The following is a 20,285-nucleotide window of genomic DNA, read 5'->3' on the forward strand; positions in this document are numbered from 1 at the left end:
AAAGTATCTCGCGAAAAGCGAGCTCCGTGGGGCGGGTGGCGAGTGGGTCACCGTCTCAGCTCATGCGCGGGCCCATCGGCCGGGTTACTCGATCACGACGTCGGCGCTGCTCAGGAGCGATGGCGGGATGGCCAGTCCGAGCCCGGTAGCCGCCTTGAGGTTGACGAACAGCTCCACCTTGGTCACGCGCTGGACCGGCAGATCGGACGGCTTCTCGCCCTTGATGATGCGGCCGGCATAGATCCCGGTATGACGGTGCGACTGCTGGAAATCGCCGCCATAGCTCATTAATCCGCCGGCAATCGGGAAATCTCTCGCTTGGGTGATCGTGGGCACCCCGTGCCGGATCGCCAGCGCCGCAAGCTGGCGACTGCGATAGGCGAAATAGGGATCGGAAGTGAAGACCAGCCCACCGGCTCGCATCTCGGAGGCAGCCCTGAACACATTGTCCAGTTCCGTTTCGCTGCTGGCGGTCAGGATGCGAAGCTGCAGTCCAAGGCTATCCGCGGCCGCCTGCAGGTTCCGCAATTGCAGACCAGAGGTCGGGCTGGCCATATTGACGGCGATCCCGAAGATTCGGGCGGCGGGGACCAACTCGCTGATGAACTCGAGCCGCTTGCGCGAGACCTCCACGCTCAAGCTGGTCACACCGGTGAGATTGCCGTCCGGCCGGGCCAGGCTGGCTACCAGGCCGAGCGCCAACGGGTCGCCCCCCATCTCGAAGACGATCGGAATTGTTGTAGTCGCGGAGCTTGCGGCAAGCGCTACCTCGGCGCCGCCGGGCGCGACGATGACGGCGACCCGACGGGCGGCCAGTTCCATCGCGAGAGCCGGCAACCGGCTATACTGGCCTTCCGCCCAGCGAAAATCGATCGCGACATTGCGCCCCTCGACATAACCGGTCTCCGACAGGCCCTCACGAAAGGCGGCAAGGCGACTGGCGTAGGGTTCTGGAGATTCGGAGCCGAGATAGCCGATGACGGGCATGGCCTGCGGCTGCGCGGGAGCCGCGACTGGCCAGGCGGCCGCTGCGCCGATGATCGCGATAACGTCGCGGCGTGTCGTGCGGCCGGCACGGCCAAAGGCGCAGGACTTCAAACGCACGGCCGTCCCCTCCGGACAGACGCCTGCAGTGACGCGGAACGCTGATCCGCTACTGGTCTCGCATCCTAGCATAGCCGCATGGCCGTCGGTGCGAAAGCCGTCCCTTGCGGGTTAGATTGCTCGAGCGAGGCTACAGATGGCGGCAGGGCAGCTTCGCCCGGGTCGCGCCTTTCCAGGCGCCTCTGCGAAATTCGGCTCCGGAAAGCCGGCTAGAGCGGTGGATGGAACTGGCGAGATGCCGCAGACTGAGACAATCGCGCCGGCCCTTGGCGCCGCCCTGCCCTGGGGGCTGCCAGCCCCCCGAACTGCGGCGCGGGCGGGGGGGACACGCGTATCGCTATCGCCGCGTGCCGACAATCTCAAGATAGCTGCTCGGCAGAATCACGGTTGTGTCGCCCGATCGGTTGAATCGCTCGACCACCGTCCTCAGATCGTCCTCCAGCGCCTTCTTTTGCGATGGCGCCAGCGCGGCAAACGCCTTTAGGACGGGCCCGTAATACGTCTTGAATACGTCAAGCCAGTGGTCCGGCGAGCGGTAGCGGAAGACGAAAGTGCGCTGCGTGGCTTCGACGGTCGTGCTGTCCGGGTCGAACAACTCGGCCAGACGGGCCTGCGTTCCCCATAGCGCCGGCGACCGTGCACCGGGGGGCGGCGCGACATGCCGGCCGATCGTTTGGAAGAGATGGCCGATGAAGCCGTCGGGCGTCCAGTTGGCAAGACCAATCTTGCCGCCAGGCCTGCAGACGCGCAGCAATTCCCTCGCGGCGCGCTCCTGATTTGGCGTGAACATCACCCCGAAGGTCGACATGACCACGTCGAAGCTGCCGTCGGCGAAAGGCAACGCCTCCGCGTCGGCCTCAAGAAAGACGATTTCGAGGCGCTCGGCCTTGGCGCGCTCCCGGCCGCGCTCAAGGAGCGCTTCAACATAGTCTGTGCTGGTGACTTCGCACCAGCGGCGCGCCGCTGCAAGACTAGCGTTGCCATTGCCGGCGGCGACATCTAGCACCGTCTGACCCGCGCGCACGTCGAGCGACTCGCACAGGCGCTCGCCGACGATCTGGAGGGTCGTACCGACGACGGAATAGTCTCCCGACGACCAGGCACCGCGCTGGCGGGCCTTGATCGCCTCGTAGTTGATAGTCTCCGGTACCTTGCTTTCACGCGTGGCTGAGGCCGGCATTGTCGATCTCCTTGGTGAGTGCCATTCAGAGAGGTTGGCGCAGTCCCGGCGGCGAGCCGCCGGGCATGTTGCGCCGCTGCTCAGACGTCGGGGCGGTGGATCGGCGTGCCGAAGACGGCGCAGTCGATCTCAGAACGGGCGATGCCCATGTCTTTCAGCATACTGTCGTCGAGGCAGGCCAGCTCGTTGGCCGCTCGCCGCAGCCGAACCAGTCTGGCGATGCCGCCCAGCTGGCCCGATAGCGCCTCGATCAGCCGCGTCGTCATGGGACGCCGGATCGGCTCCCGACCAGGGGCGACGAATGGACCATGAACCTCGTAGAGGAAATGGTCCCCGCATATCTGCCCGACCGCCAGGCGCCCTACCAGCCGGTCGATCACCGTCTTGCGACGGGGGCGGATCATGTCTGCGAGGTCGCCGATGTCGAAGAAAATGTCTCCATTCGGGGTATGCATGTCACGCTCCGTTGCCAGATCTGCCGCCTCCTTTGGCGTGGTGCGGTCTTTTCGCCATTTCGGGCGCGGTGCGTCTGTGATGCGTCGCACAGAGGAACGTTTAGGGTCGGCTCGCAGCGCCAGCTTTCCGGCAGCTTTTGCGCCTGGATTGCCTGCAAGGGCGAGCGGGCGGGCGCAATTCAGGGCCGGATGCCGCTCAGTGAGCTGAATCACAGCGCCAGCGCCTTCGACTGCTTATCGCTACCGCGTTCATCGAACCCGGAGCGTGCGCCATGACCATTGCCGAACATGAGCTTGAGTTTCATCGCAGGGCGATCGAACAGGCGCGGGGAGCGGGGCTGTCCGCCTATGTCCTGAACGAGAACGGCAGCGTGCTGCGAATATGGCCCGATGGCACAAAGCAGTTCATCGTGGTCCGGCACGGTCTGTGGAGCGAGTCTGATCCGCGCGACGCATCGCGGCCCACCTTCAACTCCGAAATGCGGATGGTCCCGATCGATGTCCGGGAGATAACGCGACGACCTGCCGAAAACGGGGCATGCGAACGCGCTTGCGCCGTCAGGTTCGATCTCCCGCTGTCAACGCCTTGACCGAGGCCGACTAGGGTTAGGCGGCCGAATGGGCCTCTACCGTCTGGCGCATCGCAGAGAGGCGCGGCGTCACTGGCGCGGCTCCCACTCCCGGCGCGCGAGGGCAAGCCAGCCGTCGTCGTAGATCGGCTGACCGGCGATCGACAAAGGCCCGCCGGAATCGTCTGCGAGAAGGTTATCTGGAACGCCGTCGCCGTCGGTGTCGACACCCCCGGCGATCCGTGGGCACCTGAGCATCAGCGGGAATGCGCTTTCCGCCAGACGCAGACCGCCTTTGGTGTCGCTCGGATAATGCACTCCGAGGACCTCGCGGAGCTTTGCGATGCGCTCGGCCAGCAACCAGAACGGACTCTGCCTGTCTGCGGGGCCCGTACCCAGCACGACCGGCACCACCTGCTCGAGGCATCTCGCAATGAGGAAGGCCTGGGTCGCGTGTCCGCTCGGATAGGCTGGATGCCCTGGAGGGTCGATCGGTGCGAGCAGGCTCGGATCGAGGCGCATGGGCCGGGGGCGACTATAAACGCCTTTATAGTACATGCAAAGAAACTGCCCTAACCGCAGCGCAGTAGCCGCCAGGTAATAAGTGTACGGATGCGTTTGAATATTGAACTGCAGTAAGGCGCGAAAATAGCCGATGATACCGTTGCGTTGAGCCAACGCCTCCGACATTGCGCCTGCCCGGAACTGCGCCAATCGCCGCAGGTGTTTCAACTCACGCTGAACGTTCGAACATGGATCGCCATCGACGTCGAAAATGGAGTCGATATCGTCCGCCATGTCGTTGGGCTGCATCAGCTCAGCCCAGGCGGGTCGGCCCGCGGCATTCTTCAACTGCACGAATTCCGCAAGGACGAGCAACGATGCGTTGTCCGGGGTGAAGTCGGATAGGCGCGGCAGGATCGCTTCGGGCGCGATGGGCCAGCAATCGGTTGGCGAGGTCGGCGGCCAAGCGTGGCCCAGGCGCGGCGGCCAGCGATGGCCGCGATAATCCGATTCGACGGGGTTTTGCCGGATCGCTGTTTCCGGCGCGACGCCGATTGGACGAAAAGCGGAGCGGCCACCGCCGCCCAGCGCATCGAAGTTCTCGAAGCCCTCCGCGCCGTCGGCTCCATCGGCTCCATCGGCCGGCCCGAATGCTGCATCGCGCGCCATGCGTCCCTCCTCGTCAGGAAATTGATGCCGTGATCGCTACACGTCAGTTCGGAAGGCCCGCCTCCTTCAGATGCGAGGCGAACGCCTCGCGCAGGCCCGGCGCAAAAAACGGAAGGCGTGTGCGCGAATAGGTTTCCAGCGAAAAGCCGGGGCGCACCGCCATGAACCGGGCGGCGACCTGCCGGGCATCCTCTCGCGAGCCTGTCGCCGCCAAAGCTGCCGCTAGCAGCAGGAGCGTGGCCCCATGCAGCGGGTTTTCAGCCAAGGCGCGTCGTTGCCATCGCACCGCCTCGTCGAAGCTGCCGCTGGCATAGTGCGCGATACCCAGAAACATGAGCTGCGAATAGCGCATTGGGTCGTGCGGCGAGAGCCGCAGTCCTTGTTCGGCGCGGCGCACCGCCTCCTCGCCATTGCCCAAATAGGCGAGCGTCGCGCTCGATAGCGTCCAGACGAGGGGGTGGTTCGGGCAGGCCGCGAGGGCCTCGCTGAAACACTGGAGCGCAGCGTCACTGTCGCGCCGCAGCATCGTATTCATGTGACCCATGGTGGCGAGGGCCAATGCGTTCGCCCTGTCGATACGGGTGGCGCGTGCGGCAAGCTGAAGGGCCTGCGCTGCATCGTCGTCGGGGTCCTGCGACCATCCGCGTCCGATACGCACGCTGTGCCATCGCGCCGCCCAGGCGACCGGTAGTGCAAACTCGGGCTCCTCCACCATGGCCTCGGCCAAGTAGCTGCGCGCTCGCTCGAACGTGTCGTAGTCCGCGCTCCCTATCGTGTACAGGGCCCGCAGCATGCGATCATAGGCCGTCTGGCTCTCCGGCGGCTTTCGCATAGCGCGTCGGAGTTCGGCGAAGCGCACCTGCGGCGCAAGCAACATGGCGCTCTTGCGGGCAACCTCGTCCTGCAAATCGAAAATCTCGCCGATGCCGATACGCACGCGATCACCCCAGAGCATCGCGCCCGAATACGTGTCGCAAAGTTGGAGCGAGATACTGTACCCTTGGCTCATCCGGCGCATTCGCCCAAGCAGCGCGTAGCGCACGCCGAGTGCGCGGCCGACTTCCCTCGGGTCGGCCTCGCGCCCGCGGAAAATGGCGCTCGATGCCGGAGAAACAACGAACAATTCGTGCAAGCCGGCGAGCGACATGCCCACGTCTTCGGCGAATCCGTCCGCGAAATGAGCATCATCGGCATCCCCGCTCTGATCGAGGAGCGGCAGCACGGCAAGGGATGGCAGTCCGGCGACGGCCTGGATCGGAACGGTGAACCGCACCAGTTCGGTTTCGCTCGCGAACAGGCGCGCGCGCTTGTCGAAGCCCTTCAGTTCGACATATCCCAAGTCTCGAAAATCAACCCGGGCCGAGGCGTCCAGCGCGTCCAGCACGCGTTCGGAGATCACGATTCCGCCGGGCGCTGCGTGGCACTGCAGCCGCGCCGCAAAATTCACCGCATCTCCGAAAATCTGGGAGTTGCTCTCGAATACGTCGCCAACGTGGATCCCAATGCGGAGCACGACAGGCACCGGATCAACCGACCCTGCAGCCTCGACATCGGCCCTTATCCCGCGCTGGATGGCGCGAGCCCATGTTACCGCATTGGCTGGGTTCTGGAACGCGCCGAGGACACCGTCGCCCAACACGTCCACGATTCGGCCTCCGCACCGCTGCGTCGCTGGCTCTATCAATCCGTGCAGCAGGTCCATCCATCGCCGATAGGTGCCGTCCTCGTCGGCGGCCATGAGCGTCGAGTAGCCGACAATATCGGCGAAGGCGATAGCGACCGTGCGGCGCTCGCCACGGGCTGACGAGAGGGCATTTCCGGTGGCGTCGACGTCGGAAGCGAACACCATCGCCACATCCACCTGCGGCTGGATTCGATCGGTTGGGACGCCGCGCGCCGGCCTCCCGGGGATGACGATTATTATGGCGCTCGAAACGCCCAGGCGCTAGTCTTTTAACAGTGGTGGCCGGCAGCAGCGGGACTGCGGCAGGATCGGGGGCTCTGATGTCGGACCCGAACGATATCCGCTTAATCTTGTCCATCCGCGGCTGGGACAGCCTGCGCGAAGCCTACAGGAACTGGGATTCCGACAGCGTTCAACGGCAACTCAATGCCAGAATGCGCCTGGATCTCGATGACCTGTTCAGGGTGGTCGCCTACCCGTCGAACATCCCAATCCCCGATGCAATCGACATCAGTGATGACGAACTTCGCGCGTTTCTCGTTTTCGGGATCGTCATTCGCGGTGGACCGACGGCCGCGCGAACCTTCGCGATGGCCGTTAAGAACCTGGGGCATGACGCGGGTGTCGGCGCTGATCTCGTGGTCAATCCGGCGCACGATCCATTCTGGACCCACTGGTGCCCGAATGAGGCCGGCCATGGACTATTGGGAGATCGCGCCTGGGCGCTCAGGACGATCCGGGCTGACCCGCCCGCTCTGAGGGCGGCAGGATTCCCTGGGCCCGAGCAGGTCAACCTCGTCTTCCTAGACACCGGCTTGCCGCTGGATCTGCTTCCTGCGGACAATTTCAAAGGCTGGTCCGTGCTCGAGGATTCCACGCGCCCCGGCGGCGCGGTGCGGAGGCCTGGCAATCCCCTAACTTACCACGGTGAGATGGTGGCGAGAAACGCTCAGGCTGTTGCGCTGGCGGCGGCTCCCTCCGCCAGGATCAAACTCCTGGACTGCCCGGCAATCCCCGACGGCATCAAGCGATTGCCGGTCTTCCTCCATACCGTCGCAGCCGCGCTGTTTTCCATATTGGCTACCATTGTCACCGCGCCGCGGAAGGCAGATGGCTGGGTCATATGCAACGCTTGGGGAGTTTTCGATCCGACCGTGAAACCGGGCCAGGTTCCCTACTCCGACAATCCCCTGCACCCGGTCGCCATTGCATTAAAGCTGCTGAACCTGATGGGAGCGGATCTTGTCTTCGCCGCCGGCAACTGTGGCCAATTCTGCCCGAACCCCCGCTGCTCTCCCGCTTTCACCGGTCCGTCCCGCAGCATCAACGGCGCCAATGCGTTGCGGGAGGTGCTCACGGTGGGGGCAGTGCGCGCCGACAAAGTTTGGCTCGGCTATTCGGGCCAGGGTCCGGGAATCGCGCGCATGGCGAAGGAGAAGCCGGACATATGTGCGCCCAGCCAGTTTGCAAGCGACGACTATCCGGGCCACAACACCGGTTCCTCCGCGGCATGTGGCCTTGCGGCGGGTGCCGTCGCGCTTCTGCGTACAAGGTGGCAGCCCAGCACCCTGACAACGGAACAGCTCAGGGGCGCCATCAAGCGTCATGCAGTACAGCCCTATGGTCCCGTGGGCTGGCAGGAGCGAACCGGGCACGGCATTCTCGATCTCGCGGCAACCGCTGAGGCATTGAACCGGCGCGAACGATCCGCAGTCAGACCAAAGCGCCGCTAGGCGGTCAGGAGCGCAGAGGCGGTTTTGCGCGGGCAGGCCCTCAATGTCAGCTTGTCGCGCACTTCAGTCTGATGCTGTCCACCACCGCGCGACGCTTCTTGGGCTAGCGCGGTGGTGAGTTGATTGGCCCTCCCCCTCAGTGCGGGGCGCCGCCGCAGGTGCTGCTCCCACACTTGGCGCATTGCGTACCGCTAGCGCGGCGGGCAAAGAGCTTGGCGAGCGGGCTCTCATGCTTTGCGGCAATCCGCTCTGCTGCCAGCGCCTGCGCAAGATCACGGTCGCCGCTACGCAAAGCGGCCTCGATCAGCGTCAGGTCGATCACATCACGCTGGGCGTTGCTGCCCCCGAAGCGAGCCGCGATCGCCCGTACCGGCCGGATCAAGCTTATCGTCTCGGCATAATTGCCCACGCCGAACGCGGCAAAAGCCTTCATCAGGGGATAGCCCACCTCCTGTGAGAAGACGGCATTATCGCTTGCCGACAATGCTACGAAGGCCTGTGCCTCCAGCGTCGCCTGGATCAGGTCCCGGCGCCCCGCCCCGACGAAGGCCATGATCGCATGCAGGTCGTTGAAGGCATATGCGCCAGGTGCCCACATCGCTTGATAGCGCTCCGTGAGCCTGCGCCAGCGCCCCCCGAGTTCAACACCGCGTAGATGCAGCCGCCATAGCATCGCCGAGGCATCGACAAGCTCGAGCATCTGAGGTTCGGCCATGTTGGTGATTGGCCCGTCAACCAGTTCGAGCACTTCGTCGATCTGACCAAGTTCAAGATGGTAGAGCGCCAGATGCCACCAGTTGTGGACCGCAATGAAGCTGTCGATCGTCCAGCTCTGCAGGTCCTCACGCATGAAAGCGATGCCTTCATCGTGCCGGCCCTCCATTTCGAGGACATGGGCGACCGCGTGTCTGGCCCAGCCGTCGCGTGGCTCCTCAAGGATCGCCTGCCTGCCATGGCGCTCGGCCGCAGCGTACTGGCCGTTCTCTTCCAGTCCGAAGGCGTACATGGCCAGCACGGAATGACGGCCGGGCGTGCCGGGCGACCAGGCTGGCAGCGCTCTGGCTACGCGATCTCGCAGCATGCGGGCGTTGCCGGTGAAATAGTCGAGTTGGTGGCCGGCGATCAGAGCCAGCAGATCCCGCGGGTTTTCGATGGCGACGTCCTCGATTACCCGCGAGGCGTCGTGCAGGCGACCAGCGGCAAGATGATCGAGGGCCGCAAGATGACCACGTTCGCCGCGATTCATCGGCAGTGTTTTGGCGGCCTCGATCGTCTGCCTGGCGGCAGGGACTGCCGCCGGGGCCGATCCAAGCAGGTAGAGCCAGGCTTTCAACGCATGGCCCATGACGAGGCCGGGCTGCTGCTGAATCAAACCTTCAGCTGCGCTCACGGGATCTCCGGCGAAGATGGCGAACTGGTGGACCGCGTTCGAGTAAAGAAGTGCGGTGTCGGCCGTCGCACCCGTCAGGGCTTGGCCGCGAATGTCGTTGATGCACATGACGATCGACTTTTTGGATTGAGTGAGGTGGTGTGTGGCGGTCCCATCTCGAGAATGGGCCGCCGTCTTGGTGTTCAGTTGAGACCAGCCCGGCTCAGACAGCCCTTGGCCGCGAACGCGATGTCGAGGCGTGTCAGTCCGATGTCCTTCAGCATCCGGTCGTCGAGCCGGGACATTTCATGAACCGCGCGGCGCGCGTGTTGGCGTTGCACGAACGTGGTCAGCGCGGCGACCACGGGCGCGATCAGGCGGCGCGACGACCGCCGCGCTCGGTCCGGGACGACATACGGACCGTGAACCTCGTAGACGTACTGGTCGCCCCAGATCTGGCCTGCCGCCAGGCGGCCGATCAGGCGATCGAGCAATGTCTTCCGGCGCGGCCTGATGAGCTCCGACAGGTTGCCGGTTTCGAGGAGAAGGGGATGGGTGTGGGCGTTCATGATGGGGCTCCGCTCGTTATGGCCGCGTCGTGGGAAGCGCTTTCGCTGCGGCTTGAGAGGGATTTACGGGGGAGCCGTCCTTTCACCGTGGAACGCGCGTGAAACTTGCGTTAAATCGATGAGAATTCGTGCAGGGAGATCGTTTACCGGTGAGGGGCACGGCAGCGACCATCTTCCCGGGATATACGCTGGACCTTCTAGGCGGCTTCCAACTGCGGTCCTGCGATGGCCGGCTATTCGTACTGCCGACGCGCAAGGCACAGCTTCTGCTGGCCTATCTCGCGCTCCCGATCGGGCGAGCTCATTCGCGCGAGAAGCTTGCCCAGCTGCTTTGGGGAGATAGGCTCGACCAGCAGGCGCGTGGCAGCCTCCGCAACGCGGTGGCTGCGATCCGCGGTGCGCTTGGCACGGGGATACTGGCAGCCGAGCGCGATACGCTTGCCCTCGTAAGCGGGAGCCTGACGACGGACGTCGATCGGCTCGCAGCAGCGGCGCCGGACTGCATCTCGGACGAGGAGCTGGAAGCGATGCTTCGATCGCAACTCCTCGACGGCATCGCGTCGCCGTCGGAAGCCTTCGATGAATGGCTTGCTTTCGAAAGAGCCCGGTGCCGCACCCTGGCCCAGAGCGCCGCGCAGAAGGCGATCACCGCGCACGAGAAGGCCGGTCGCCTCGGCGCAGCAATCCTGCTCGCGCAGCGGCTGGTCGCGTACGATCCGCTGCGCGAGCAGAGTCATAGGCTTCTGATCCGCCTGCTAGCCATGTCCGGCGAGCGGTCCCAGGCCATGGCACAGTACAAGGCGTGTTGCGACATCCTGAAGCGCGAACTCGGTGTAGAGCCTTCTGCCGAGACGAATGAGACCGCCCGTCATATTGCATCCGAGGGCGACGCGGCGCTGACGCAGTCCTTGCTGCCGGTCGAAGCAGACGGACAGGCGCCAAGGGTGGCGCCACAGACAAGGGGCTTCGCCATCGCCGTACTGCCGTTCGCCAGCATGGCTGGTGAGCTCGACCGTACCTTTCTGGCGGAAGGGTTCACGGAGGACCTGATCACAGAACTGGCGCGCCATCGCGATTTTATGGTGATCGCGAAACAGTCGAGCGGCCTCTTCTCCGGCGCGCCGGCGACGGCCGCCGTCGCGGCCGCAGAGCTTTCGGTTCGCTACGCCCTGGCCGGCAGCTTGCGGCTTGCCTCCGGGCGACTGCGCGTTACGGTCCAACTCATCGACGCTCTCGGCAATCGCTGCATCTGGGCCGATCGCTACGACCGCGAACTGGCCGATATCTTCGCGCTGCAGGACGAGATTGTCGCAAGCATCGTCGGAAGCCTCGACGCCGAGGTCCGGCACGAGGAGCGAGAGCGCGCTGCCCGCAAGCTGCCGAGCGAGCTCGATGCGTGGGAGCTGTTTCACCGGGGGCTCTGGCATGCCTACCGCTTCACACGAGAGGACATCGAAACGGCGGAAGGTCTGTTCCGCCAGGCTATGCTTCGTGCTCCCGAGTTCGCCTTGCCGTATGCTGGGCTCGGCTATGCTGCCTTCGTCAAGGCCGTGTGGTATTTTGCGCCCGATCCTGCCGGCGCCATAGCAGACGGCCTTTCCTGCGCGCGCAGGGCGCTCCAGCTGGATGATGGCAATGTGTTCTGCCACGTCGTGCTCGGCCGTCTGCTGATCCTCACCGGAGACCTCGACGGTTCTCTCGTTCATCTGCGTCTCGCGACGGACCTGAACCCGAGCTACGCGCCGGCCCACTTCGGCATGGCCCAGGCGCTGATCTACTCGGGGCGATCGGCCGAAGCCCTCGCTGAGATTGAACTGGCGCTCCGCTTGAGTCCCAAAGATCCTCTGCTCAGCATGTTTCTCACATTACAATCATTCTGCCATTTCAGCCTCGGCAACTACGTCGAAGCCTGCAAAGCGGCACGTCTCGCAACGCAGCTTCAGGCAAGTGAGACATGGTCGCAGATTGCGCTGATCGCTTCTCTGGTAGAGCTTGGCCAGCTCGATGATGCGCGAGCTGCCGCACGAAGCATGCGCAGGGTGGAAAGCGGCTTTTCGACCAGCCGCTTCGCACAACTCGTCGCCCATGTGCCGTCGGCGCTCAGAGAACGGGTTAGCTCGCACCTGAAATCAGCCGGGGTTGCGGCGGGAAACTAGTGGTAGTGCAACATCGGCATGGCAGAAAATCTCAAATGCCAACTTCTCCGGTATCTCAATGCTGGCGATGGACACAGGCACCCGAGGTCCGAGGTCCTCGTGCAAGGTCCGGTCTCAGGCTGCCTATCAAAGTCCGCTTATGGCGCGTGGCCGCCTTCCATTCGATACGGCAGGCGAGTTCGTAATTGCGCCAGGAGCCGACATTCGCGGTATGGCCGCAAGCAGACCCTCATTGCTGGAGAACGCAATGTTGTGCAGCATTGGATTGCTCCAGCTCAACTATCGCAGTAGGCAGGAGGCTCAGTAAGACTTTGGTTGACCAAGCACTTTCTCAGCGATGAATGACAGGATCAGTTGCTCGCTGACCGGCGCGATGCGAGTCACGAGCACTTCGCGCAACAGCCGCTCGACCTGGTATTCCTTCGCGTAGCCCATGCCGCCATGGGTGAGCACGGCCTGTAGACAGGCATCATAGCCAGCGCGAGCGCCGAGGAACTTCGCACCATTCGCCTCCGCGCCGCAGGGTTGTCCAGCGTCGTAGAGCGCGGCGGCCTTCATCGTCATCAGCCAGGCGGCCTCCAAGGCCAGCCAGCGCTCGGCCAGGGGATGCTGGATACCCTGGTTCTGGCCGATCGGGCGGCCGAAGACCGTACGCTCGCGTGCATACCGGGCGGCGCGGGCGAGGGCGTCCTGACCGATTGCAATTGCCTCCACCGCAACGAGAATGCGCTCCGGATTCAGGCTGTCCAGCATATAGGAGAAGCCTTTGCCCTCCTCGCCGATCCTGTCCTCGTCGGGAATGAAGACATCGTCGATAAAGACCATGTTGGAATCGACAGCGGCGCGGCCATGCTTCTCGATGCTCTTGACCTCGAACTTGCTGCGGTCGAGATCGGTATAGAACACCGTCATGCCGTCGACCGGGCGCTTGCCCTCGTTCTTGGCGGTGGTCCGGGTCAGCAGCAGGATCTTGTTGGCGACCTGGGCGGTCGAGGTCCAGATCTTGCGGCCGGAGACCCGGTAGCCGCCTTCGACCTTCCTGGCGAAGGTGGTGATGCTGGTGGTGTCGAGGCCGGCATTGGGTTCGGTCACGCCGAAACAGACCTGGTCCTCTCCCGAAACCAGCCGCGGCAGCCAACGCTGCTTCTGCTCCGCGCTGCCGTGGACCACGATGGGGTGGGGGCCGAACATGTTGATGTGGATCGAGGAAGCGGCAGCCATCGCTCCGCCGCAGCCGGCGACGGTGTGCATCACCAGGGCGGCATCGGTGACGCCGAGGCCGGCTCCGCCATAGGCCTCGGGCATGGTCACGCCGAGCCAGCCATCGGCCGCCATAGCCTGGTGGAACTCGCGCGGGAAGCGGGCCTCGCGCTCGCATTGCGACCAGTATTCATCGCCGAAGCGCTTGCAGACCGAGGCAACTCCGTCGCAAAGCGCTCTCTGGTCGTCATTGAGCTCGATCATGGCAGGGACAGGCTCCGTTTCCGATCAGAAGGCGGTCTGGTCCGCGCCCTTCAGGCCCAGCATGGCGCGGGCGTCGGCGGGCGTGGCAACCTTGAGCGACAATTCTCCGAGAATGCGCCTGATCTTGGCGACCTGCTCCGCATTGGAGCGCGCCAGCACGCCCTTGCCGAGATGGATCGAATCCTCAAGCCCGACGCGCACGCAGCCGCCGAGGATCGCCCCCATGGTGACCAGGTTCATCTGGTGACGTCCGGCACCCAGCACGGACAGAATATAGTCGTTGCCGAACAGCCCGTCGGCAATGCGCTTCATATGCATCAGGTTTTCGGCGTCCGGGCCGATGCCGCCGAGAATGCCGAAAATCGACTGCACCAGGAAGGGCGGCTCGATCAGCTTCCGGTCCACGCACCAGGCGAGATTGTAGAGATGGCCGACATCATAGCACTCGAATTCGAAGCGCGTGCCATGGGCGCTGAGCTCAGCGATTCCCCGCTCGATCTGGGCGAAGGTGTTGGAGAGGATGAAATCCCGGGTCATGCCGAGATAGGCCGGCTCCCACGCATGTTTGAAGCTCTTGATCTTATCGAGCGCCGGGAAGAGCCCGAAATTGAGCGATCCCATGTTCATCGAGGCGAGTTCAGGTTTCAGCGTGTTGGCAGCCAGCAGGCGCTGGTCCAGGCTCATCCCCAGACCGCCGCCGGTGGTGATGTTGACCACGGCATCGCAGCCCTGGCTGATCCGCGGCAGGAAACGCATGTAATCGGCCGGGTCGGAGGAGGGCTGGCCATCCTCCTCCTTGCGGGCGTGGAGATGCAGGATCGCGGCGCCGGCCGTCGCCGCGTCCAGCGCCTGCCCAGCGATCGTCTCGGCCGTGACCGGCAGCGCCTCCGACATGGTCGGCGTGTGGATCGAGCCGGTGACGGCGCAGCTGATGATGACCTTGTCCAGATGTTTCACGGCGCATGCTCCCGGCAGGCCAGTGCGATGGCCTGCGCCATGTCGTCGACCGCCCGCTCGGCAAGGTCGACATGGTTGTGCAGCCGCGCGAAGCCATGGGTGAGGCTGTCCGCCCGCAGCAGCCGGACGGGCACGCCCGCCTGCTCGAGCGCCTTCGCATAGGCTTCGCCCTCGTCGCGCAGCACGTCATATTCGGCGGTGATCACCAAAGCGGGCGGCAGCCCGGCGAGATCGGCATGGAGCGGCGCGATATCAGGGTCGCGCCGCTGGTCGCGCGGCGCATACTGATCGAAGAACCAGATCATGTCCTCGCGGCTGAGCGGCATGCCCGCGCTGTGCGCGTGATAGCTCGGCCGCTCGAAATCACTATCGGTGACCGGGTAGAACAGGCCCTGGAAGATCGGCTCGACCCGGCCCTTCAGGCGACGCGTGGCGACGGTGGCGAGGTTGGCGCCGGCGCTGTCCCCTGCGATGGCGAGCGGCACGCGCGCCCCGCACAGCGCCTCGATTTGGGATGCGGCGAACGCCAGGCAATCCTCGCTATCCTCCAGCCCCGCCGGAAAGCAATGCTCGGGGGCGAGACGGTAATCCGGCAGCAGCACCGCGCAGCCGCTGCGGGCAACGATCAGCCTGGCCAGCGCCTCGAAATCCCGCGGCGAGCCCAACACCCAGCCGCCGCCATGCAGATAGACGACGAGCCCGGCCGGTCTGCCCGCCGGTTTCAGCAGCAGCGCGCCGATCGCGCCGCCGCGCGTCGGCACCAGGATCTCCGTGACGGCGCCGATGGCGGGCCCGTCTCCAAGGGCGGCGCGCGAGGCGGCGACGAGGGCGCGGCCCTGCTCCGGGGTGCCCGCCGACAGAGCGGGCCGGCCAGCCGCCGCGAGCTGCTTCAGCATGGTCTCGATGACGGGATGCAGCGGCATGATCGGGCTCAGGGCGTGAGCACGACGCGGCCGACGACCCGGCCGAGGCGCAGATCGGTGAGCGCCGCGGCGGCCTCGGCGAGCGGGCGCCGATCGATCGGGGTCGCGGGCAGGCCATGGCTGCGGACGAGATCCACGAGCTCGCGCAATTCGGCCGGGCTGCCGATATAGCTGCCCTGGATCGTCAGCGCCTTCATCGGGACCAGGGGCACGGGCAGCGTCATGGCGCCGCCGAACAGACCGACGATGACCAGCCGCCCGCCCTTGTCCAGGGTTTCGACCGCGAGCGTCGCGGTCTCGCCGCTGCCGACGAGATCCAGCACGCCGAGAACGCTGCCGCCGAGAGCCTGGCGCAGCGTCGCCCCGGCGTCGGGCGCCTTCGGATCGACCGTCGCGAGCGCCCCGGCGGCCATCGCAGCCTCCCGCTTGCGCGGATCGATCTCGACGACCACCGCGCCTTGGCCGCCGAGCATCTTCAGCACGCCGAGCGCGATCAGGCCGAGCCCGCCCGCACCGATGATGGCGATGGGCTGGCGCGCCAGCAAAGCTCCGAATTTCTTGAGGGCGCTGTAGGTCGTCAGGCCGGAGCAGACGAGCGGCGCCGCGGCGACCGGGTCGAGATCGCCGATCTCCACGATATAGCGGGGATGGGGCACCAGCACGTAATCCGCGTAGCCGCCATCGCGATTGACGCCGAGAAAACGCGGCGCTGTGCAGAGATGTTCGTCGCCGGTCTCGCAGGCGGCGCATTCGCGGCAGCCGATCCAGGAACAGACGATGCAGGTTGCCCCCTCCGTGACGTCATCGACCTCGGGGCCCAGAGCGACGATCTCGCCGGCGGATTCATGGCCAAGCGTCAGCGGCAGTTTGAGACGATCCGCGAAGGACAGCTTGCGGTCCCCGCCGAGATCGTAATGCCCCTCCCAGAGATGCACGTCGCTGTGGCAGACGCCGGCGCCGCCGATCTTGACCAGAACCTCAGTGCCAGTCGGCACGGGCCGCGGCTGCTCCCGGGCCGCAAGATCTTGGCCGAAGCCGGTCAGCTGATAGCAGCGCATCATTGGACGCATCGCGCTTCCTCCCGGTCGAGATCCCTGGCGTGGCGGCAGGCGGGGATCCCCGCTCCACGACCCCAGGGGTAAACGGGCCATGTTCAATCGTCAAATGGTTTGACCATTTAATCCGGCGTGTTACCACTGACGCCAGAAGCAGGTTCCCGCGGCCCGCAAGACCGGCTCCCGCGGCGAAAATCACCACGCAAAGGGAGCGAAGCATCATGTCGACCGAGGGCTCACAGCTGGATGTCTTCAAGAGGTTGCGACCTGCGCGGCTGCTGCCGGCCGTCGCGCTCCTGTCCTACGCCGCCGGTATGCCGGCGCTGGCGCAGGAGCCGTTCAAGATCGGCGCGCTCAGCGACATGTCCGGCGTCGTGGTCGATCTCTCGGGCCCGGGCACCGTCACAGCGATGAAGCTCGCGGTCGAGGATTTCGGCGGCAAGGTTCTCGGCCGGCCGATTCAGGTGCTCGAAGCCGACCATCTCAACAAGCCCGATGTCGGGATCGCCGCCGCCCGCAAATGGTATGATGAGGGCGTCAGCGCGATCTTCGACATCGGCATCACCTCGGTGGCGCTCGGCGTCCAGCAGCTCACCCGCGACAAGAACAAGATGGCGATCTATCTGAGCTCGGCATCCAGCGACCTGACGGGCAAGGCCTGCAGCCCCTATGGCATCCACTGGACTTACAATAATTACAGCCAGGCTCTCGGCGTCACCAAATTCTACAATGATGCCGGTGAGAAGAACTGGTACTTCATGACCGTCGACTATGCCTATGGCCACAACGTCCAGCGCGACACGGCGGCGATCATCGAGGGCGCCGGCGGCAAGGTGGTCGGCTCGACGCGCCACCCCTTCGACACCACGGACTTCGCCTCCGACCTGCTCAAGGCGCAAGGCTCCGGCGCCAGCGTGATCGCTCTGGCGACGACCACGGCGCATGTCGCCAACATCGTCAAACAGGCCGATGAGTTCGGCATCCGGCCGAAGCAGAAGCTGGCGGCGCTCAGCCTCACGCTGCACGACGTCAAGGGCATCGGCCTGCCCTCGGCGCAGGGGCTGCTCGTCACCGCGCCCTTCTACTGGGACCAGACCGACGAGACCCGCGCCTTCGCCAAACGCTATTTCGAACGCTTCAAGAAGATGCCCAATATGGTCCAGGGCAGCGCCTATGGCGCCGTGATGCATTACCTCAAGGCGGTCGAGGCGGTCGGGGCGGATGATACGGCGAAAATCGCCGCCAAGATGAAGGAAACGCCGATCAACGACTTCATGACCAGGAACGGCAAGATCCGCGAGGACGGCCGTGTCGTCCGCGACATGTATGTCTTCAGGGTCAAGGCGCCCGCCGCCTCCAAGGGGGAATGGGATCTCTACGAGCAGCTCTCGGTAATTCCCGGCGAGCAGGCCTTCCAGAAGGCCGACCCCGCCGCGTGCCAACTCGTCAAGGGCTGAGCGTCGGGCGCGTTCCGTCGCCCGGCCCGGCCGGGCGGCGGCACCGGCGCCCTTTCTCATCGACGGATCGCGTGCCAAGGATCAAACGCCGAAAATCACGGGCCGAGGATCGCGTTTGAACGATCGCGTTTCGGATCCCCGGCGATCGCCCGAAGCCAGGAGCCCCCATGATGAATCGCCAATGGCGCCTCGCCGCCCATCCGCAGGGAGCCGCCCAGCTCGACACCTGGAGCCTGCACGAGGCGCCAATGCCTGAGCCGGGACCGGGCCAGATCCTGATCAGGACGCAATGGCTCTCGCTCGATCCCTATATGCGCGGCCGCATCAGCCCGGCCGCCAATTATGCCAAGGGAGTCGGCATCGGCGAGGTGATGCAGGGCGGTGGGGTCGGCGAGGTCGTGAGCTCGAACCATCCCGACTGGAAGCCCGGCGACATAGCCGAGGCGATGGGCGTGGGTTGGCAGGAATATGCGGTCCTCACGCCGGACCTGCCCGGTGCGGCCAAGGTCAACAAGGTCGATCCCGAGCTCGCGCCGCCGCAGGCTACCCTGTCTTGGCTGGGCATGCCCGGGCTCACCGCCTATATCGGCACGCTGGAGATAGGCAGGCCGAAACCCAGCGACACCATGATCGTCTCGGCCGCATCAGGCGCGGTCGGCCAGATCGCTGGGCAGATCGGCAAGCTCTGCGGCGCGCGCGTGATCGGCATCGCCGGCTCCGACGAAAAGCTGGACTGGTGCCGCTCGGTCGGGTTCGACGCGACGATCAACTACAAGACCACCAACGACATGACCGCGGCCATCGCGGCGCTCGCGCCCAACGGCGTCGACGTCTTCTTCGACAATACCGGCGGCCCGATCCACGACGCGGTGCTGCGCAACCTCGCCGTCGCGGCCCGCGTCGTGATCTGCGGGCGCATCGCGCTCGCCAATGATTTCGAGCAGGAGGATATAGGCCTGCGCGCCTCGTCGCGGCTGGTGGTGACGCGTGCCATGCTGCAGGGCCTCGTCGTCTTCGACTGGTGGCATCGCCGTGACGAGGCCGGCGAACGCCTGCGCCTGTGGCATCGCGAGGGCAGGCTGCAGGCTAGAGAGGATGTGCTGGACGGGTTCGAACGCGTGCCTGAGGCCTTTTTGCGGATGATGGCAGGCCGCAATTTCGGCAAGCAGCTCGTGCGCGTCGGCTCGTGAGCCTGGATCCACAAGCTGATCGCGCGCCGATGGCCGGCGTGCGCGTGCTCGATCTGACCGCGATCGTGATGGGCCCGCTCGCCACCCAGCTCCTGGCCGATCTCGGCGCGGACGTCATCAAGATCGAACCGCCGGAGGGCGATGTGCTGCGAAAGGTCGGGGCGCCGCCGGGCTCCGATCGCGGACCCCTGTTTCTTCACCTCAACCGCAACAAGCGCAGCGTCGTCCTTGACCTCAAGGCGGCCGCGGATCGCGACGCCCTGCTGCGGCTGGCCGGGCAGGCCGACATCCTGGTGCATTCCATGCGGCCGCAGGCGATGGCGCGGCTCGGGCTGGATCATGCCGTGCTGGCCGCGCTCAATCCGAGGCTGATCTATGCCGGGCTGTTCGGCTTCGGCCAGAGCGGCCCCTATGCCGAGGATGGCGCGTTCGACGACCTCATCCAAGCGATTTCCGGTCTGGCGGATCTGATGGGCCGCAGCACCGATGGGCGCCCGCGCTATGTGCCCGCCAATCTCGCGGACCGCACGGTCGGGCTCTACGCTTTCGGCCTGATCAGCGCCGCCCTGTTCCGTCGCGAGCGGACCGGGCTTGGTTGCGAACTCGGCGTGCCCATGTTCGAAACGCTGGCAGGCCTGCTGTTCGGCGATCATCTCTTCGGCAACAGCTTCGTTCCTGCGCGCGGCCCGATGGGCTATCCGCGCCTGATGGTCCGCGACCGGGGGCCGTTCCCGACGCGGGACGGCCATATCTGCTGCATGATCTATACCGATGCGCAATGGCGCGCCTTTCTCAAGGCGATCGGCCGAGACGGCGATCTCGCTGCCGATGTGAGACTGACCGATATGGCGGCGCGGACCCGCCACAGCGAGGAACTCTTCGCGCTTATCGCCGCCGCCACTAGCGAGCATCCGACCGCGCATTGGCTCGGCTTGCTGCGCGGGGCCGGCCTGACCGTGGTGGCGATGCGCAGCCTCGACGCGCTGCTCGACGACCCGCATCTCGGCGCTACGGGCTTTTTCCAAGAGACGGTATTACCCGGGGGCGAAACCCTGCGCCTGTTGCGGCCGGCCGGGGATTGGAGCGATTGGCGCCACGTCACCCGCCGGGCGCCGCCGCATCTCGGCGAGCACACCCGGGACGTGCTGGGCGAGGGCAGGGGCCGAGGCTGGTCATGAGTGGGAATGATTTGCTCTTACCATTACCGCATTGTAGCTGTCTTGGCTGCTTAACCGAACGAGGATGGC

The 20,285-nt window shown here is 65.3% G+C and carries 17 protein-coding genes; 6 read left to right on the forward strand and 11 right to left on the reverse strand.

Annotation, left to right across the window (positions count from 1 at the left end):
• Positions 1-84: 84 nt before the first annotated feature.
• The 3 genes from ASG72_RS12260 to ASG72_RS21460 all read right to left on the reverse strand — a co-directional run bounded on the left by ASG72_RS12260 (position 85) and on the right by ASG72_RS21460 (position 2,514).
• Entirely contained in the window at positions 85-1,104 is a 1,020-nt protein-coding gene (locus ASG72_RS12260; RefSeq protein ID WP_244488789.1) for an ABC transporter substrate-binding protein, read from the reverse strand.
• 337 nt (positions 1,105-1,441) lie between these two features.
• Positions 1,442-2,284, reverse strand: a complete 843-nt coding sequence (locus tag ASG72_RS12265; protein ID WP_056712694.1) for a class I SAM-dependent methyltransferase — start codon at positions 2,282-2,284, stop codon at positions 1,442-1,444.
• Positions 2,285-2,364: 80 nt separating this feature from the next.
• Positions 2,365-2,514 carry a DUF1127 domain-containing protein gene (locus ASG72_RS21460; protein WP_348271598.1) on the reverse strand — a complete coding sequence of 50 codons (150 nt, stop codon included), beginning with the start codon at positions 2,512-2,514 and terminating at the stop codon, positions 2,365-2,367.
• A gap of 497 nt (positions 2,515-3,011) precedes the next feature.
• Between ASG72_RS21460 and ASG72_RS20770 the strand changes: the two genes are divergently transcribed.
• Complete coding sequence (locus ASG72_RS20770; RefSeq protein ID WP_156395935.1) at positions 3,012-3,329, forward strand: hypothetical protein; 318 nt, start codon at positions 3,012-3,014, stop codon at positions 3,327-3,329.
• Between the two features lie 69 nt (positions 3,330-3,398).
• Here the strand turns inward: ASG72_RS20770 and ASG72_RS12275 are convergent, their stop codons facing one another.
• Positions 3,399-4,481, reverse strand: coding sequence for a hypothetical protein (locus ASG72_RS12275; protein WP_156395936.1), 1,083 nt, complete (start codon positions 4,479-4,481; stop codon positions 3,399-3,401).
• Positions 4,482-4,524: 43 nt separating this feature from the next.
• The gene (locus tag ASG72_RS12285) at positions 4,525-6,330 is read right to left on the reverse strand and encodes an adenylate/guanylate cyclase domain-containing protein (protein ID WP_056712700.1); all 1,806 of its coding nucleotides are present in this window, start codon (positions 6,328-6,330) and stop codon (positions 4,525-4,527) included.
• Between the two features lie 155 nt (positions 6,331-6,485).
• Between ASG72_RS12285 and ASG72_RS12290 the strand changes: the two genes are divergently transcribed.
• Positions 6,486-7,898, forward strand: a complete 1,413-nt coding sequence (locus ASG72_RS12290; protein WP_056712702.1) for a S8 family serine peptidase — start codon at positions 6,486-6,488, stop codon at positions 7,896-7,898.
• Between the two features lie 136 nt (positions 7,899-8,034).
• Here ASG72_RS12290 and ASG72_RS12295 read toward each other — a convergent pair whose 3' ends face one another.
• On the reverse strand, positions 8,035-9,396 hold the full coding sequence (locus tag ASG72_RS12295) for a tetratricopeptide repeat protein (RefSeq protein WP_056712704.1): 1,362 nt from the start codon (positions 9,394-9,396) through the stop codon (positions 8,035-8,037).
• A 74-nt stretch (positions 9,397-9,470) separates the two neighbouring features.
• Positions 9,471-9,836, reverse strand: a complete 366-nt coding sequence (locus ASG72_RS12300; RefSeq protein WP_056712707.1) for a DUF1127 domain-containing protein — start codon at positions 9,834-9,836, stop codon at positions 9,471-9,473.
• Between the two features lie 128 nt (positions 9,837-9,964).
• On the opposite strand from ASG72_RS12300, the gene ASG72_RS12305 reads away from it, so the two are divergent.
• Positions 9,965-11,992 (forward strand): BTAD domain-containing putative transcriptional regulator, encoded by a 2,028-nt coding sequence (locus ASG72_RS12305; RefSeq protein WP_156395937.1) that lies wholly within the window; start codon positions 9,965-9,967, stop codon positions 11,990-11,992.
• A 300-nt stretch (positions 11,993-12,292) separates the two neighbouring features.
• Here the strand turns inward: ASG72_RS12305 and ASG72_RS12310 are convergent, their stop codons facing one another.
• From ASG72_RS12310 to ASG72_RS12325, 4 genes are read right to left on the reverse strand one after another with little or no spacing between them, the layout of a single operon-like run.
• The gene (locus ASG72_RS12310) at positions 12,293-13,456 is read right to left on the reverse strand and encodes an acyl-CoA dehydrogenase family protein (RefSeq protein ID WP_056712710.1); all 1,164 of its coding nucleotides are present in this window, start codon (positions 13,454-13,456) and stop codon (positions 12,293-12,295) included.
• A 24-nt stretch (positions 13,457-13,480) separates the two neighbouring features.
• On the reverse strand, positions 13,481-14,413 hold the full coding sequence (locus ASG72_RS12315; protein WP_056712713.1) for a 3-keto-5-aminohexanoate cleavage protein: 933 nt from the start codon (positions 14,411-14,413) through the stop codon (positions 13,481-13,483).
• Positions 14,410-15,336, reverse strand: coding sequence for an alpha/beta hydrolase (locus ASG72_RS12320; RefSeq protein ID WP_056712714.1), 927 nt, complete (start codon positions 15,334-15,336; stop codon positions 14,410-14,412). The genes ASG72_RS12315 and ASG72_RS12320 overlap by 4 nt, the downstream gene beginning before the upstream one ends.
• Positions 15,337-15,344: 8 nt before the next feature.
• Complete coding sequence (locus tag ASG72_RS12325; protein ID WP_056714553.1) at positions 15,345-16,394, reverse strand: alcohol dehydrogenase; 1,050 nt, start codon at positions 16,392-16,394, stop codon at positions 15,345-15,347.
• Positions 16,395-16,612: 218 nt separating this feature from the next.
• On the opposite strand from ASG72_RS12325, the gene ASG72_RS12330 reads away from it, so the two are divergent.
• From ASG72_RS12330 to ASG72_RS12340, 3 genes are all read left to right on the forward strand, one after another.
• Positions 16,613-17,848, forward strand: a complete 1,236-nt coding sequence (locus tag ASG72_RS12330; protein ID WP_082540303.1) for an ABC transporter substrate-binding protein — start codon at positions 16,613-16,615, stop codon at positions 17,846-17,848.
• Between the two features lie 167 nt (positions 17,849-18,015).
• On the forward strand, positions 18,016-19,038 hold the full coding sequence (locus ASG72_RS12335; protein ID WP_056712716.1) for an NADP-dependent oxidoreductase: 1,023 nt from the start codon (positions 18,016-18,018) through the stop codon (positions 19,036-19,038).
• 29 nt (positions 19,039-19,067) lie between these two features.
• Positions 19,068-20,216, forward strand: coding sequence for a CoA transferase (locus ASG72_RS12340; protein ID WP_056712717.1), 1,149 nt, complete (start codon positions 19,068-19,070; stop codon positions 20,214-20,216).
• The last annotated feature ends 69 nt before the right edge of the window (positions 20,217-20,285 follow it).

This window comes from Allobosea sp. Leaf344 (genome assembly GCF_001426225.1).
Taxonomy (GTDB): domain Bacteria; phylum Pseudomonadota; class Alphaproteobacteria; order Rhizobiales; family Beijerinckiaceae; genus Allobosea.